This window comes from Pseudomonas sp. TAA207 (assembly GCF_001529285.1).
Taxonomy (GTDB): domain Bacteria; phylum Pseudomonadota; class Gammaproteobacteria; order Pseudomonadales; family Pseudomonadaceae; genus Aquipseudomonas; species Aquipseudomonas weihenstephanensis.
Genome location: NZ_LLWJ01000056.1, coordinates 1 through 16,989, shown reverse-complemented (window position 1 = coordinate 16,989; position 16,989 = coordinate 1). Strand labels below are relative to the sequence as shown.

Annotated in this window: 11 protein-coding genes and 2 tRNA genes; 4 read left to right on the top strand and 9 right to left on the bottom strand. The window is 59.2% G+C overall.

Annotation, left to right across the window (positions count from 1 at the left end; all coding sequences use genetic code 11):
* Positions 1-126: 126 nt before the first annotated feature.
* From AP059_RS04845 to AP059_RS04830, 4 genes are all read left to right on the top strand, one after another.
* Positions 127-1,047 carry a MurR/RpiR family transcriptional regulator gene (locus tag AP059_RS04845; protein WP_059762137.1) on the top strand — a complete coding sequence of 307 codons (921 nt, stop codon included), beginning with the start codon at positions 127-129 and terminating at the stop codon, positions 1,045-1,047.
* A 482-nt stretch (positions 1,048-1,529) separates the two neighbouring features.
* The gene (locus tag AP059_RS04840) at positions 1,530-1,826 is read left to right on the top strand and encodes a type VI secretion system contractile sheath small subunit (protein WP_053221307.1); all 297 of its coding nucleotides are present in this window, start codon (positions 1,530-1,532) and stop codon (positions 1,824-1,826) included.
* Between the two features lie 203 nt (positions 1,827-2,029).
* On the top strand, positions 2,030-2,749 hold the full coding sequence (locus AP059_RS04835; protein WP_059762136.1) for an HPP family protein: 720 nt from the start codon (positions 2,030-2,032) through the stop codon (positions 2,747-2,749).
* A gap of 167 nt (positions 2,750-2,916) precedes the next feature.
* The gene (locus tag AP059_RS04830; protein ID WP_059762135.1) at positions 2,917-4,014 is read left to right on the top strand and encodes a GGDEF domain-containing protein; all 1,098 of its coding nucleotides are present in this window, start codon (positions 2,917-2,919) and stop codon (positions 4,012-4,014) included.
* A 24-nt stretch (positions 4,015-4,038) separates the two neighbouring features.
* On the opposite strand, the gene pelG is transcribed toward AP059_RS04830, so the two are convergent.
* The 9 genes from pelG to AP059_RS04780 all read right to left on the bottom strand — a co-directional run bounded on the left by pelG (position 4,039) and on the right by AP059_RS04780 (position 16,985).
* A complete protein-coding gene (pelG, locus tag AP059_RS04825) occupies positions 4,039-5,409 on the bottom strand; it encodes an exopolysaccharide Pel transporter PelG (RefSeq protein ID WP_059762134.1) in 1,371 nt (456 codons plus the stop codon).
* Positions 5,410-6,927, bottom strand: coding sequence for a GT4 family glycosyltransferase PelF (gene pelF, locus AP059_RS04820; RefSeq protein ID WP_059762133.1), 1,518 nt, complete (start codon positions 6,925-6,927; stop codon positions 5,410-5,412).
* Positions 6,924-7,910, bottom strand: a complete 987-nt coding sequence (locus AP059_RS04815) for a HEAT repeat domain-containing protein (RefSeq protein ID WP_059762132.1) — start codon at positions 7,908-7,910, stop codon at positions 6,924-6,926. The genes pelF and AP059_RS04815 overlap by 4 nt, the downstream gene beginning before the upstream one ends.
* A complete protein-coding gene (locus AP059_RS04810) occupies positions 7,888-9,252 on the bottom strand; it encodes a PelD GGDEF domain-containing protein (protein WP_059762131.1) in 1,365 nt (454 codons plus the stop codon). The genes AP059_RS04815 and AP059_RS04810 overlap by 23 nt, the downstream gene beginning before the upstream one ends.
* A 5-nt stretch (positions 9,253-9,257) precedes the next feature.
* Positions 9,258-9,776 carry a hypothetical protein gene (locus tag AP059_RS04805; RefSeq protein WP_059762130.1) on the bottom strand — a complete coding sequence of 173 codons (519 nt, stop codon included), beginning with the start codon at positions 9,774-9,776 and terminating at the stop codon, positions 9,258-9,260.
* Between the two features lie 34 nt (positions 9,777-9,810).
* Complete coding sequence (locus tag AP059_RS04800; RefSeq protein WP_059762129.1) at positions 9,811-13,422, bottom strand: tetratricopeptide repeat protein; 3,612 nt, start codon at positions 13,420-13,422, stop codon at positions 9,811-9,813.
* Positions 13,400-16,210, bottom strand: coding sequence for a bifunctional glycoside hydrolase 114/ polysaccharide deacetylase family protein (locus AP059_RS04795; RefSeq protein ID WP_059762128.1), 2,811 nt, complete (start codon positions 16,208-16,210; stop codon positions 13,400-13,402). The genes AP059_RS04800 and AP059_RS04795 overlap by 23 nt, the downstream gene beginning before the upstream one ends.
* 521 nt (positions 16,211-16,731) lie before the next feature.
* Positions 16,732-16,808, bottom strand: a tRNA-Asp gene (locus AP059_RS04785).
* A gap of 100 nt (positions 16,809-16,908) precedes the next feature.
* Positions 16,909-16,985, bottom strand: a tRNA-Asp gene (locus AP059_RS04780).
* Positions 16,986-16,989: the final 4 nt, after the last annotated feature.

Here is a 16,989-nt window from a genome sequence, read left to right as displayed (position 1 = left end):
CGCGTGCATCGATTCAGCGCTTCGCCGTTTGAGTCGCTGGTCAGGATTTTATGTGCACCTACCCTGTAAACTGCGCAACCAACGGGCTGCCCGTTACAACCCAGCGCCCTCTATAAGGATTCCTCTATGCCCTTCACCGATCAGCCGGCGTCCGTCGAGCAAGCGCCAGAGAGCGAATTGACCAGCCCGCCGGTGAATGCCGAGCGCCTGCTGCACCTCATTACTGAGCAATACGAGAGCCTGCCCCGACAGCTCAAGCGCATTGCCAGCTACATGAGCCAACAGAGCGACCGCATCATGGTCGACCGTATCAGCGATATTGCCCGCGAATGCGAAGTGCACCCTTCAGCCATCGTGCGCTTCTCGCAGCGTTTCGGTTTCAGTGGGTTCAGCGAAATGCAGGCGCTGTTCCGCGAGGCTTATACGCACAAGGCCACCCCGGTTCAGAACTACCAGCAACGCATTCGCAGCATGATTGCCAACAAATCGCAGAAAGCCAGCGGCGGTGATCTGGCCCGCGAATGTATCAACGCCACGCTGTCTGGCATCGAACGCCTGGGCCTGGAGCTCGACGACCAAGCGTTCGAAAAAGCCGTGGATCTGGTGGTCAACGCAGACAACATCTACGTCGTGGGCGTACGCCGCTCATTCGCCGTGGCGGATTACCTGGTGTACAACTTGCAGCACACCAACAAGCGCATCCATCTGATCTCCGGCCTGGGTGGCAGCTACCGCGAACAAATGCGCAGCGTGCGTGCCAATGACCTGGTGATCGCTATCAGCTTTACGCCCTATGGCAAAGAAACCCAGCACTGCCTGCGCATTGCGCAGTTGCATCAAGCCAAAACCCTGATCATCACTGACAGCAACCTGTCACCACTGGCCAAGCGCGCCAACAGTGTGTTGCTGGTCAATGAAGGCAGTTCTTTCGCGTTCCGCTCGCTCAGTGCCACGTTGTGCCTGTGTCAGGCGCTGTTCATTGCAGTGGCTTACCGGCTGGAACTCAAAGTCGACGAGATACATGAACAAGCGGGGTTCGATGACTAAGGCAGGTCGCTCAATCAATTGCACCTCAAGCGTTTAAAGGCAGCGTGGGGTTATATCGGTGTCTTTCGCTGTAAGACTTTTACATCGACTCCCGTAAACCCTTAGCTAAAAAATCGTCAGCGTTTTTGGGGCAAAACTTCCTCCCCGCCGTTTGAAAAATCTTACGAGTTTCTCCGTAAATCTTATCGTCAGCTACTCACTGCCTGACAACATGTCCCCTGCCCCCGGCCTTACAATCGTTCCCACCAATCCAATATCCCGACCCGAGTAAACAGCGCTTGTGTCACCACTTGTATCGCGCACGCGCTGCCGACCTCTGCCACACACAACCTGTTACCACTCACCTGTCAGTCAACTCGCAAAACACGTCACCCCAGAACTGTTGTTTTGATGGCGCCCACGTGCGGTGTGCGACCGTTAAATGGTTTTCGAGGATGCGCTCGCCCCCCGCCCACCCACCTTCATAGATGGAGTACAACGTGATGAGTCATGCCGTAATTGCTAACGACCAGGACCCGCCAGAGCAAAGCCCGCTGCTGCTTGCACCCACTGCCAGCGTCAGGCAATCACCCCCACACAACCGGGACATGAACTGCGTCCCCGAGTTGAGCAGGCTGGTCAGACTTCGCGATGCACTGCTGGTACTCAAAAGCCCGCTGAGCAGCAGCTCTGATTGGCGCAATCTCCTCGAGCAGCAATTACTGAGCAATGATGCCCATGAACGGATACTTGGCAAATTGGTGGTCACAAAACCATTACCCCCTGTAAGCAGTGGCTAAACCTTGCCACGACCTCGGCGGCCCGCAGCACAAAGTTCATTAATAATGAAGTTAACCATCATTATTATGAATTTGCGGAATTAATAAGCTGTAGGCAGACTGCAGCGGTTCCTCCCCCATGAAGGAACATTTCAAGGGCTTGCCGGTTACCCCGCCAAGCCTTTTTTTGGCCTCAGCCTGACCAAAACCGGACCTTCGCCACCATGCAAACCCGCTGGATCCGCCGCCTATTGCCTGCGGCCACAAACACCCGACCGATTGAGTGGAGCCGTGCCGCGATTGGGGTGTCCCTTGGCACTTTGTTCAGCGTATGGCTGTGCAGCGTGTTTTTCGGCCTGCCCGTTGCCATGCATTTGATCGGCCCACTCGGCGCTTCGGCGATTTTATTGTTCGCCGTGTCCTCCGGCGCTTTGGCGCAGCCGTGGTCAATCCTGGGCGGTTATCTGTGTGCCACCGTGGTGTCATTACTGGTGGTTCACTTTTTGGGACGTGACCTGGCCAGTGCCTGCCTGGCCGTCGGAGCCGCATTGATCATCATGTGCCTGTTGCGTTGCCTGCACCCGCCCGCCGGTGCGCTGGCCTTGCTGGTGGTGCTGGCAGACCCGGACAGTGCGCGCCTTGGCTGGGAATTACTGGCCCCCGTCATGCTCAGTGCGCTGTGCATGCTGCTGGCCGCTTTGGCCTACAACAACCTGACCCGTGTGCGCTATCCCAAAAAACACACCGATCCGGCCCCCGCCGCCGTGGTTGCCCCCACCGCACCCGGCGACCCCGGCATTACCGCTGAGGACTTGCAACACGCACTGGCCAAGATGGACGCTTTTATCGACGTCACCCCTGAAGACCTCGAAGAGCTGATTCGCACCAGCGAGCACTATGCCCGGCGGCGCAGCATTGGCGAGGTCTTGTCACAGGCCAATTGAGCAGATGTTCACAGGGGAGACAGACCGCTTGAATGATCCGGCCTGTTAACCGTCAAAGTCCTGCTAGGGTTACCCATACGTGCCCGCGGACGTTGTTTTGATGCCATTGATGTCCCGGATTCACGACCGCTGAGTGCCCACTTCGCCGACCGTGATCAAGGCTTGCAATGCTCAAAACCATTGACCATGAAATCTCAAAATACGCCGCCCCGCCTGCCGTTCAAGCTGAGTTTGCCCAGCACGACTTTGAAAAACTGCGCAACTTTTGCCGTCTGACCTACGCCGCCAGCATTGTCATCTGGCTGCTGTTTGACTTGATCGTCAGCTTCAAGGGCGGTCAAGGCTTCACGGTGTTATCGGTCGTGTTTGTCTGCGCGATGGCGGCGCTGACCATTGCTCTGGGTTTTATCCGCAAGGCCCGCCATTTTGACGTGTTGAATCTGATCTTCGTGCTGGCGATTACCCTGGGCATCCGCTTGATCATTTTTGGCCTGCCCGCCGACACACAGCCCATCTGGCTGATCCTTGCCACCTCAAGCATCCTCTATAACGCTTCGGTCTTGCCGTTGAGCCGCTGGGGGTTTTTGGCGGTGGTCGGGGTGACCTGGGGGGTTCTTAACCCGTTCTTGATGACCGAAGTGCAACTGTTTGACCTGCGCGGCAGTTTGATCCTGTGTTATTTCGCCTTTCTCAGTTGCCTGACCATCTACAGCTTCTTCAAGCTGCGCAGGGTCAAACTGTACAACTACACCATGTCCAAATTGTTGCTGACCCAGGCGTACATCGACGCATTGACCGAGATCCCCAATCGCCGCTCATTCATGACCCGCGCCACCAGCGTGTTGGCGCAAAACCCGCGCATGCACGACCACTACCTGGCAATGATCGACATCGACAATTTCAAACGGGTGAATGACCAGTACGGGCATGACATCGGCGATGAGGTACTCAAGCGTACGGCGGCCAGCATCAAGGCGGTGATGAACGGTTATGAATGTGCGCGGCTGGGGGGCGAAGAGTTTGCCGTGTACCTGTCAGGCGTTCGACGCGCCGACGTCGAACGCCTGATGGCGACGCTGTGCAGCCAAGTGCGCAACGACCCGGCTGCCCACCCTGTGACTGTCAGCATCGGCCTGGCCAGAGTGGATGATCAGGACAGTCTGAACCAGGCCCTGGCCAAAGCGGATAAAGCGTTGTACGCCTCTAAACACGCGGGCAAAGACCGGTTTACGTTCTATCGCTCAACCCTCACCGGGCGCGAATGACGGCTTGACCCGGGCGATGCGTGCTTAATGGCTGTGCATGAACGTGTGGTACTCCAGGTCATCCAGTGCCGCGGACAATTGATGCAGGGCCACCAGCACACAGACCAGCAACGACAACGTAAACCCGTAGCCAAAGAAGCTTGGCCCCAGGTACAGGCTGAGTAGGGTCAAGGCGCCGTTGAGCAACACGAACATCACGCACAACTTGAGCACAATGGCGCGTTTGTCGAGGTAAAAGAACACGTTGAGTAACGCCATGAACACCACCTGAATGCTCACCCCCACCAGATCAATGTAGAACAGCGGCAGGTAATAACTGGAAATCCCCAGCCATGCCAGCAACTGCGGTGCAAACAAAAACAGCAACACGGCCGTCAAGCCTTGCACCTTGCAGATTTCCAACAGGCCCTGCTGAATCGACAAGGTCATTTCGGCTTTTATCTGGCCGATGTGTTGCAAGGTTTCACCTTCGCGGATGGCCCGGAACAAGCGGTCGTACCACTGTGCAAAATCGGTTTCGATACGCACCAGAAATACCGCCATGCCGGGAATGATCGCCAGGTACGCAAGAAAAATCGGCAAATCGTAAAGCACCGAAGAGCGCATCGGCCCAATCACCGCGCTGGACGTTGCCGGGTTAAACCAGAAGATGAACTTGTCGATCCAGATCCCCAGGTTGTAGCAAAGTCCGGTCAGCAACAGGCTAGGGAACACGTGGCGCCGGTCCAGAAAGTCGAAGGCTACCAGCGTGTCGGCGCGGTACTCGCGCAAGATGTCGTACAGATACAAAAACAACAGTGAACCGTGGCCAATCAACAGCGCCAACAACAAACCGTTGATGCCCATGAAGCTCAGCAGGTACGCACTCAGCACCATCAGCGAATAGCCCACCAGCATCACCAGCAAGATGCGGTTGTAGGCCTTCATCCCGGACAAAAAGATGATCACCAGCCACAAATTGCACAGCGTTACGAAGTTGGCGAGCACCAGCAGGCGATAGATCAACGGCTCGTCAAACAGCACCCACAGCAACAGCGTGCCGAGCAGGCCCGCGCTCACCGTCACCAGCAGAAGCACCCCGACCAGATTGGGCAGGATGCGTGAAAACTTGCGTTCAAACAGCCGATCCGACACGAACCGGGTGAAAAACAGCTGCAAGCCGCCCGTGAGAATCAATGAGGTGGCCATCAGGTAGGTCACGGTAATCAAAAACTGCCTGACCAGCATCTCGGGCATGAGCAACCCCAGGCTCAACACCCCCACCAACATCACGCTGACAATCGACAGCACCCACGGCCCGGAGCTGATCAACCCGGCGTAGACATAGGCGTGCAAGGTCGCGGTGTAGGAGTCGCGCGACAGTATTTTGCGCAGTTCAAAACCGATACCGGCCATTTACACCGCCTCCATAGCTGCGCGATACAGCGCGCGATAACGTTCGAACATCAGATTTTCTCCGTAATATCGATGCACCCGCTGCAAGCCGCTGGCCTGCGCCGCCTGCCAACGCCCGGGGCTGCGCAACAGGCCCAGAATGGCCTGCGAGGTGGCCTGCGGATCGGCAATCGCCACCACTTCCCCACCCAGCCCCAGATCGCGGTCCTCCGCCACACCGCCTTCGATCAGCTCACGGCACGACCCCACGTCGCTGGAAATCACCGGAATGCCGGCTGCCCATGCTTCAAGGATCACCAGCGGCTGCGCTTCACTGATCGAGGTCAGCACCATCAGCCCCAACTGCGGCAGGATGTTTTGAATGCTTTGAAAACCCAGAAAAAGAACGTTGTCTTCCAGCCCCAAACTGGCCACCAGGCTGCGGCATTCACTGACGTAGGCCGGGTCTTCTTCTTCGGGACCGACGATCCAGCCCTGTACATCAGGCATCGCGCTGACCACGCCGCGCATGGCACGGATAAAGGTTTTCACGTCTTTGATCGGCACCACACGGCCGATTAACCCCACCACCGGCAGCATCCCTTCTGGGCGGGCTTGCAGCGCGGCGGTCCACTTGGGCAGGTCGATGCCGTTGGGAATCACTTGCGTGCGCACGGCCTGCGCCCCGTCTTTGATCTGGCGCTGACGGTTGCCGTCATACAGCGCGATGATGTTGTCGGCATGGTCATACACCAACCGACCGATGCGTTCGAAAAACCGAATCCACAACGTACGCATATAGCCGGTGCCCGCTTCCAGGCTGCCATTGAGCGCCTGTTCGCTACTTTCGGCGATCCAACTGGCCTGCGCCAGATCAATCTTGCGTTCCTTGGTGTAAATACCGTGCTCGCTGAGCAAATAACGGCACCCCCAGCGTTGTTTGAGGATGCACCCCACCAGCCCCGCGTAACCGGTTGAGATAGCGTGCAACACCTTGGCGCGCGGCATGTCGCGTGCGGCTTCAGCCAGCATCAACAACGGTGACTGCATCGAGCGCAAGGTCCAGAAGTAGTTCACGAACGAAGGGTCGCCACAGTGCTTGAGATAACCCGCGCTCAAGGTCTCCCAACTGGCGCGACTGCGCAGCACGTCAGCCAGGCTCAGGCGGTCTTGCGCCAACGCATCGAGCAATTGCTCACCCTGGGCCACAGTGGGTGGGTCGGGATGATGTAAAAACCGGTACAGATTGGCCAGCTCGGGGGCGATGTTCTGGTCGTCAGCTTTACCCGCAGGACGGCCTTGCCACGCCTCCTCCAGAAACACCTCTTTGATGTACACCACGTTGGGCGGAATGTCGTAATTGCGGCGGCTGTACGCCGTGCGCTGCCCACCGATGAACAGCACTGAAAAGGTCACATCGGGCAAACCCAACAACATCTGATGAATCCAGCTTGAGACCCCGCCGCGCACATACGGCCAAGTGCCTTCAAGCAGCAAGCAGACATCCGCCATGGGCGTTTCGTTTTGAGACGGGTTCATAACCAGCACCTGGCCAAATCGGCAAACGGGGGGCGACGCAACACGTCGGCGGGCAACGCGGCCAGCAGCGGGGGTATTTGTTGGTAGTGCCCGGCCCTGAAAGCAATTTCGGCGTGAAAAGGAATCAACAAGGTGGCATCGATGCCTGCTTTTTCAGCCGCCTCCAGGTGGGCCTGCGCATGGGTCAGCGAGTCCATTTGCAGCGCGATACGCCCCGCCAGCAGGTGCAACTCGCCCCCCTCACCTTCGCGCAAGCCCTGTTCGGCGTGCTCGCAGGCTTGGCGCAATACGTGCTCCAGCACACTGCCCTGTGCCAGCCCCAGATACGCCAGTTCCCAATACCAGCGCGCCAGCGTGGCGTGCAAGGCGCCAGTCGCGGGAGGTTTGGCGCCAGCTAACTGTTTGAGGTCGGCCTGAATCCGCTGGTTGATGTCATTTTCCTGCTTGTCGAGCATCGAATACGCCAACAAGCGCACATCATCGCTGGGATCGGCCAGGGCCAATTTGAGCATTGGAATGGCCTCTTTACCCGGCATCCGCCGCGTAGTCAGCAAGGCGGACAGCCGCAGGTCGGGGTCCGGTGCATGGCGCAGTACATCCTGTAGCCCGCCGTCGCGAAAAATCGGCGAATGCAGCGGCTGCGAGCGAAACGGCAGCTTCGGGATACCCAACGCCTGCCACGCTTGCTGATCACGCGGGCGCGGCAAGTACAGCGCCGGGAATATCACACAGGCGACGCCCAGCGCCCCGATCACCGGGATAAAAAACACCAGTGAAAACAGAAACAGCGGGCTCCAGGGCAATGGGCTGCGATAGCGCGCCGGTAACAGCATCCACACCCCGGCACACAGCAGACCGCTGGCCGTTGCGTGCACCAGCGTATACAACGCAAACGCCTGCCCCGGCGGCAAGTCAAGCCACAGGCTGGACCAGCCGCTGGCCTCCAGTATTACGCCAAGGCTAAATAGCCATTTGCTGATCATTCAGACCACACTCGTTGAACAGGAAATTACGCAAACCGCCACGCTCGCTGACAGGCGTCAGGGTGTACGGCAACACGCGCACGCCCAGACTGTGCAGGGTGTGCTCTTGACCAAAGTGTTCATGCACCAACGTGCCCAGGCGGCTCAGATAGCCTTGCGCACCCTCGCTGCTGGTCAACGGCAGCAACACCAGCAACCCCTCGTGATCGCGCTGATTACGCACGCTCAGTTGCAGGTCAAGCCCGCGCTGGCTGCGCTCGAACAGCCCGAGCAGTTCAGGATTGGGGTCGCTCCATTCGAAAAAGTACAAACAGGCCGACAGGTCATGCTGTTGCACATCGATCAAGGAACGTTTGAGTTGCTGCGCGAAATGCTGCGCATCGGCATCGGGCAGTTTCAAGCTGTGCGCATCACTGCTCAACAAATCGGCAATGTGCCCCGCCAAAAGCGCCAACAGGCTTAGCGTGCGCTCCTGAAACGCAAAGAACGGCATTTGCCGCACCGCCAAAATAGCCAGCAGCCGACCTTCGGTGTCCATCAGCGGCACACACACCTGCAACGAGGAGAACTCACTCTGCTCACCGTTATCGGTGAGGTTGCTGCGCACGCTGACCAACTCGTTGCGCGCCAGGCATAACGTGATCAACGGGTCATGGATCGACAAGTGCCCCATCACCCCCAGGGTCGCCAGCGGCTGGTCGATGACCAAACGTTGCGCGTCAACCCGATACAGGCCCGCCACGCGCAACGAACCGTACTGCCCCGCGATTGCCAGGATCGGCTCGGCCATGACCGTCAACGGGTCGTGCGTGCCTTGCAAGCTTCGCAGGCGTTCACGCAGGCCCAACAGCGAACTGCGCAGGCTTTGATCGCTACCCGCCACGCGCTGTTCCAGACGGTCATGGGACACGCGCAACACCTGATGATGGCGAGTGAACTCGTCGAGCCGGTATTGCCGGTAATTGTTGGCCATTTGCAAGCGTTGCAGGCGTCGGTCCCACAAGTCGCGCACCTCGCCCACTACCATCGTGCACACCAGAATGCCGACGATGAATGACGGCGAAATGTCGGCGTATACCGGCCAGCCTTGTTGGCGCAGGACAAAAAACGTGATCACCACCAAACACGCGCTGACCAGCCCGCGCACAAAGCCATAGCGCACACTGATCAGCAGGGGCGCGAGCAACGGCCAGGGAAAATCGCCGCGCAATTGCAGCGGGTCATCAGGCGTCAGCCACAGGCCAAGGCCAATGGCCAGCGCACTGACCAGCACGGTTTCGATCCACGAGGCCGGACCCTTGGCCCGGGGCGCAAGGCTGAAATCCATATGAGGGGAATTCATCACCGTTACTCGACCCGCAGGCCACCGACCAGTTTGTTCAGCACTTTCTGTGCTGAACCGGCCAGGCTTTCACGCGACCAACCCGCACGCGCGCCGCTTTTGCTCCACAGCACACGGCCGGTGGCGGGTTCGATCACGCGCAGGCTGATGCCCACCGCTGGCTCGCCATCCAGACCGTTCTTGTACTGCCACTCCTCGACGCTCCCCGCGACCACATAATCGAGTTTTTGCTGACGCGCCCATTCCAGCGCACTGTTCAACCGCTCATTGTCATCGAGCAACGCCTGTTCGCCCTGCGCGCTGGCCGGGTACACCTGAGGCTGCAAGCCTTTGCTGCTCAATACGCTGAGCAGGATTTGCTCGCTGCGCTCCCCGGCTTGCGGGGTTTGCGAATAGTTGACTAACGGCACGATGCCCCACTGCGCATCGCGTGAAAGTGCCGGGCTGGTTTTGCCGGTGAAGCTGCTGCACCCGGCCATGAGCATCACACTCAAAACCAGCGTCAGGTTACGGATTGCTTGCATAGTGTTTCTCCACGTATTCGTTGTCATTGATTGTTCAGCGTCCAAAACGCAAGCCGTAGCTCACGCCCAGCGTGCCGCCCGCCCCCGCGCCACCTTGCGGTGAGGACTGGTATCCGACTTTGAGTGCCAACTCGTCATCGCCCAACAGCACCATGCCGATCCCGGTGTCGATGCCGTAATTGAAGGTTTTGTCGACCCACTGCCAACCGGCCGTCACGTCCACCAGCCAGGTGTATTGCGGTTGGGTGCGGTTCAGTGCGCCCGGCATGCCACGCCGCCACGAACTGCCCACATACACCTGGCCGTAGCGCGCCTGGAGCAAATCGCTGGCGCTCAGCGGCGTTGTCACATCGACAGCCTGAGCACCGATCACCCGGCCATCGTCATCCTCGACCGGCTCTTGCTCGTAAACCGGTTTGAGGAAGGCATTGAGGTCATTCAGCTCGCCGCTTTTAAGGGCGTTACGTTGATAATCAGCGCCCGCGCGCACTACCCAGTTCGGACCTTCAAACTCAAGGGTGTGGGCGAACTCAAGCTTGGCTTCCTGTCCCGACCCCAGCGCATCGCCCGCACGGGTCGAGAAGCGGTTGTGCGACAGTGCCCAGCTCAATTGGTCACGGGCCGAAAAGCCGTGCTGGCCTTTGAGCCAAAGGCCATCATGCTGACCCAGTGCGCGCATCAGCCCGGTGTCGTCACTCTGACGATGCCAGTCGACGCCGGTTTCGATCTCATCGGTGGCACTCAACTGCCAGGCACGGCTCAAGCCCAACCCGTTACGGTTGTGGTCCTTGCGGGTGCTGATGTCGGCAATCAGGCTGTAGCGCCCATTGTCGAGTTGGCGTTGCAAGGTCAGCAGCGCATTACGTTCCTGACCCAATTCACCGTCGCGCAACTGATCGCTGTTGTAGCGTCCCTGACCGAGCACCAGGCTGGCGTACCAGTCGTCATTGAGGTGGCGCGCAACCGTCAGTTGCGGGCCCGACACGTCCAGCCCGCCGAAATCCTTGCCCTCCCACGCCAACTGAATGCCCTGCGGCGTGCGGTCGAGCATTTCAACGGCCTGACGGCGCAACTGCTCGCCAATCATCGCGGGTTGTTGATCGCCCAGCGCCGACAAGCTCACGCCCAAGGCACGAGCGCCCTGGCCCAATTGGCTGAGGGCTTCGACCTGCTGCGCCGGGTCCAGCTCGCCGCTGGCCAGCAGTTGCTTGAGCATGTCGCGATTGCGGTCACGCAGCGCTTGTTGGATCAACTCAAAACGGTCGACCTTCAAACCTTGGCGACGGGCCCAGGCCAACCAGTCGTTTTTCTGCGCGCCTTGATTGGTTTCGTCCAGGCGCGCCAGCAGGCGTTCGAACCACAGCTGCAACATGGCTGGCGAACCGTCTTGCCACTGCAAAGCCTGGCTTTGCGCCAGCCGTGATGAATAGCTGCTGGCCAACAGCCGGAGCCACATCGCATAACGCTGGGAAGATTCCACGCCCGGTTGCAGGTCGGCAGTGCGCGTCAGCTTCAGGCGCAACCGCTGAGCCGCTTCCAGTGAACCTGCGGCCTCCAGCGCATCGGCATACCCGGCCTGCACCAGCCAGTCCTGCGGGTTGGCTTTGAGGTACAGGCGGTACCAGGCCAGCGACTCGCGGGTACGCCCGACCATCTGGCTGGCACTGGCAAACGGCAGCCACAGCAGGTTGTCGTTGCGCGCCCGGGCCCGCCACTGTTGCAGCAACGGCGCCATATCAGCCGTGCGCCCTTGATCGATGTACAGCCACAACAGGCGCTCACGAAACAGGTTGTCATCGTTGTAGCGCGCCAGCCCTTGTTTGAGCAGGCGCTCGGCATCAGCGAAGCGTTTTTCATGCACGGCCAGCCCGGCCCGGGCGGCCAGCACCTGTTCTTGAGCATCAGCCTTGGGCCATGCCTTGGCGCTGTCGAGTAACGCACTGACTTGCGCCCAATCCTGTAGCTCTTGCGCCACCTGCAAAGCCACGACCAGTCGTTGCGGGTTGTGGGTGGTGTGCCAACTGGCAACCATCAAGGCCAGCGCCTTGACCGGGTCACGCTTGCGGTACAGGTTGGCCAATTGCTCTTCTTCGCCGTAGCTCAACGAGCCTTTGATCGCCAACAGCCTTTCGAGTGCGGGCTGCAAGTCATCGTCGCGCTCAAGCTCCCAGGCCAAGGCTGCGCGCAGGTCCCAATACTCGGCGTCATCGATGTGTTGATTGTCGATGTCCAGCACCTGCCATGCCCCTTGGTTGTCAAAGAACCTCAAGTGGGTACTGGCCCAGTCCACGCGCTCGGCGACGGTGATTGGAAAGTGCCGCGCCATGTCTTGCATGACCCGCGTCTTGGCCGGGTATTGTTCGGTGTTCTCCAGGTTTTGACTCAGACGCATCCAGGCCAGACGTTGCTTGGGGTATTTTTGCAAACTCGCCCGCAACACCGCTTCGGCCAATTGCGGCGTACCGCGCTGCTCGTGAGCGAACACCAGCGCATCCAGTTCGCCATCGCTGAGGCTGCGCGTCTCCAGCAGCCGGGTGAGCAATGGAATGCCGTGATCGAAATCAAACAGCTGAATCGACAAACGCCACGCATGCTCATACGCCGTGGGGTCGTCTTGCAGTTCGAGATAGGCCATCCAATAGTCCAGCGCCTGGTAGGTGTCACCCTTCCACTCGCCCAGCCGGGCCATCTGCGCCAAAAACGCCGCATCGCCGGTTTCGCTCTGCAATAACTCCTGGCCCACCGCCCAAGCACCCTCCTGATCACCAAAGGCCAGGCGTAATTTGAACTCTTTGCGCAGCGCTTCACGATTGCCCGGTTGCAGGGTGCGCCACTGCTGGATCAGAGTTTCTGCCTCGTGCAGCTGGTCGTGGGCGATGGCCGTTTCGACGCCTTGCTCCAGCCATTGCGGGTCGCTTTGCGGGTCGTTGAGTAGCGCCACGGCCTTGCTCAGCAACACCGCCGCTTCGCCGCCCCGATCCGCCGCAATCAGGGCATCAAAGGCTTGGCGCACGTAGCGCTTATGCTGCTCGGGCGCGCTGCTGGCCGCTGCCAGTTGCAGGTACAGGTCCGCCGCCCGCCCAGGTTGCTCGCCTGCCATCGACCACTGCGCAGCAGCGCTGAGCCACTTAAGGCGTTGTTCAGGGTCGCGACTGGCCAGCTCGGCATAACACTGGCCCGCCAACGCCGGGGCTTGCAGCACTAATAGCAAGTCGGCCATGCGCTCCAGTGCAGGCACCGGCAATTGGCGGCGGTCCAGCAGACTCAAGCGCTCGACCAACGCCGTGCGCGCGGCCTGATCACCGCCTTGGGGCAAGTCCAGCGCATCGAGGTGCAATGCATAGAGCTGCGCGACGGTCGTATTGGGGTGCGGCCACTGGTTGAGGTGTTTGCGTGCCCTGGGGTAATCGCCCAGGGTCATCAGCAAGTCCAGCAGCTTGATGCGCAACGCGTCGTCTTGCGGGTGCGCGGTGAGCAGCAGCTCAGCGTAGTTGGCCGAGACCTCATCCGGCTGGCGTTCATCGGGACGGAACACGCTTTCCTGTTGGAAGGTCATCCACAACAAGCCACCCACGGCGGTGGCGACCACACCCAACGCCCACGGGTTGAGCAGCCGGGTTTTCTTAATGGCAGAGGAGTTGGGCATCACTCACCTGCTTGATTGGCAATTGGAACACCCACAGGCCGTTATCCGCACGAGCGGAAAAACGCTGCCCTTTGACATCAACGCTGCATGGCCCTGCCGCGCGGACTGAAAACTGGATGTCGAATTCACCGGCAAACGAAAAGCTCACCCGCCGATCATCCAGATAACGCCACTGTTGCAATGGCACGTTGGCCTCCTCCAGCGCCGGACGCGGGTCGCGCTCAGGGCGCAAGGCGAGTAGCGCGTGGTCGCTGCTCAAATGCACATAACGCCCTTCGGGCAGATCGCGCACACCGGCCACCCCTTGCGAGCGGGTCAAATCAGGCCAGCCCATCTGCGGGTCGATGCGCAAGGTGCGCAATGCATTCAGGCCACGCACTTGCCAGTCACCGCTGGCCGTGCGTGCAAGGCTCGACTCATATAAACCGCGCACCCGTGGCAGGTAATCACTCATCCACAACGAGATTGGCTGCTGCTTGATCATGAAGGCATAGATGTCGTCCATGACTTTGATCGAAGCCTGCTTGGTGCCGGAATAAAAGTGGTAGTAGAGGTGCAGCCCGCGCAAACGACGCGGGCTGTTGGTCAGTTCGAAAGTGTCGATGACATCGCGAAAGCCATAGAACGGCCCCTTCCACAGGTTGGTGTACATGTTTTCGTTAATGATCGGCGCGTAGATCTGCAAGCCGCCCGAGGTGGGGCGCAGCAGCGGCGACAGGCCCGTCAGCGAAGGGTTGGCATGCGTGATGACTGTGGTGCCGCCATTCACGTTCTGCAAACCCGCGTCATAGGCGTACTGAATAGTTGCCTCGTCTGGCAACGCATCCCCCGGCCAGAAAATCATCTTTACCGGCTTTTGCGGCGTGGTCAGGTGATTGTTGATGTAATCGCGGGACCCAAACACTTCACGCCGAAAGTCGATCGTGTTGTAGCCGGGGATTTTCATGTTCAGGCCGTATTGCGGATCGAAGCCCTCTTCTTTCATGGACTTTTCAGGCTGCATGAAGAACGGGTGGCTGAACGTATGAGTGGCAACTTCGACCTTGGGGTCGGCGAAGATCGTGCGTGCGATAGGCTCCAGCTCCTTGGCCAGAAACGGGAACATGCCGCGCGGCGAAATCTCGCCCTCGATGATCGAGACTGAGGTCAGGAAGGGATACGGTTTTATAAACAGATCCAACACCGACTGACCCGCGTAAGGCGTGCCGCGAATCTCCGCCCGGGACGGAAAACCATCACCGTCAATGTGTACCGTGGCGATGCGCCGACCGTTCTCGGTGGTGGTGTCCGGGTGCGGTTGCAGCGGCAAGCGCAAGGCCCGCTGCACGAAGGTGAACGGGTCGATGATCCAGCGGCTGGCCTCACCGTTGGTCTCAATCAAGTAAGGTGCCAGGGCGATACCGCCCCACGCGCCGATGGCGACAGGTGCGAATGAGTTACCTTTTTCGTCCGCCAGTAACAAGCCAGGCTTAGGGCCGTCCGGCAAAACTGACAGGGGGGTGAGCTCACGCGAGCGCAGCACCAGCGGGGCTTCAAAACTGCCAATCAAATGCGGGTCATGGCTCAGCAGTTTTAAGGCGCCCGGGCCACTGAACGTGCCCTGCTGCAAGCCCAGACGCTTGAGCAGCACCGTGTTCTCAATCGGCATACCGGCCAAAAACACCAGCGGCACTTGCTCATCCAGGCGTTGGTTGATCCAGGCATTGAAGTGCTGCGAATCCTGCGGCGGCCCGGTGTTCATCCAGCTCACTACGCCTGCGTACAAACCGCTGAAGCAATGCATGGGCAGCGGTTGATCCACCGCAAAATAATCAATCCGGTAGCCGAGGTATTCGAGCAGACCGCCGAGCATGACGTGTCCGGCGTTGGTGGTCAGGTCCCCTTCACGCGGATCAAACAACAGGGCGATGCGCCGCGGCTGCACCTCGACCGTACTGACGCCCAGGTAATCGAGGTCCGGCGTGGTGACAAAGGGGATGAAGCCTTCCTGACGCAGTTGCCGAGCCAGCTTCCTGGCCTGCTCTCGCTGGCTGGGCGGTAGATAGTCAATGGCGACCAGCGGGATGCCCTTTTCACGCAAGGGCTTTAAATGGATGTCGAGCCATTCACGGTCAGCTTCGGGCACCGGACGATAACGCTTGGCGCCTGCATCCCAACCGGCATGGATCGACTCGACCGCCACGGCCGCGGCAACACCGTCCAACTGCGGCAGCACTTCAAAGCCGCGATTGAAAAACAGTTTCAGGTTCGGCTCGCGGTTGTGAAGCTCGCGCAGAAAGCTGGCCAGGGCCGTTTGTTGGCTCGGCCACTCGGAGGGCGGCAGCAGTTGGAAACTGTCCAGCGTGTCGAGAAACAACCCGGCATAGCCTTGGGCTTGTAACGCATGGGCGCGCTTGAACAGGTGATCGCGCCATTGCGGCGAGGTCAAATCCATGACTTGGCTGTTCCAGGCTTTGTTGCGCTTTGAACTGGCGCCTTGATCCAGCCCCAACTCAATCAGCGTGGCACGGTCGCCGTCAAACTCCCCGACGGAGAGATACGCAAACGGTTGACTGCCCAGTTGTCGAATACGGGCGACATCGGCGGTGGACATATGGCCCGATTCAACCACCGCCCAATCAAACTGAGCGAGTTCCTGAAGAGGCGGATTATCGGCGTACCAGAACGCAACGCTCTCAGGCGCCGCTTGCGCAGCATGGCTGGCCGTTGCCCCGACCGAGAGTGACAACGCGGCAAACAGACGCAAAGCGACAGTCAACGCACGCCTCCTGCGAAACTTGAACTCCATAAATAATGTTTGACCTTAATGACCGAGTACAAAGCGGTTATTGCAGTGCTGACACGATTGGAGTCCTTGCAGAATGCGTTTGATCAGCCGTTAAACGACCTGGCCACCCACCCTCACGTGGCCTTGGTTGATCCTGCGGCTCAATTCAATCGGCCACAGCACTGCGCACCAATTGCGGGCAAGCCTATGGATCCAATCCTGCACCGTCCAATTTGATTTTTTATCTCGGCAAGCAATAAGCGGCGGTTTTTTGACGACTCAACACTGACTTACAAGACAGAATCGGTAGCGCTGGAAAAATGACACACCTTTAAGAGGCGCGATTTAGAGCATCGGCAGGACATCGGAACGCTTTTCTTGAACAATCTGGCTGCACGCGTCGCTGAATGCAGACGACAACAGAGGTTGGCGAGTGGACCAAAGCCGAGCGGGAGGCAGGGTCAAATCGCAGGCACAAAAAAAGCGACCCTGAGGTCGCTTTCTTTGTAGCTACAGAGAGTTCAAGGGCTCTGTAGCAAATATGGCGCAGCGGACGGGACTCGAACCCGCGACCCCCGGCGTGACAGGCCGGTATTCTAACCGACTGAACTACCGCTGCGTATCGCTCGGACTTGCGTCCGTTTGAAACTTTGAAACCGTTGACTGAAAGCTTCGGTGCTTTTCAATCGCAAACCAGGCAAGCCTGATTTGTAAAAATATGGCGCAGCGGACGGGACTCGAACCCGCGACCCCCGGCGTGACAGGCCGGTATTCTAACCGACTGAACTACCGCTGCGCGT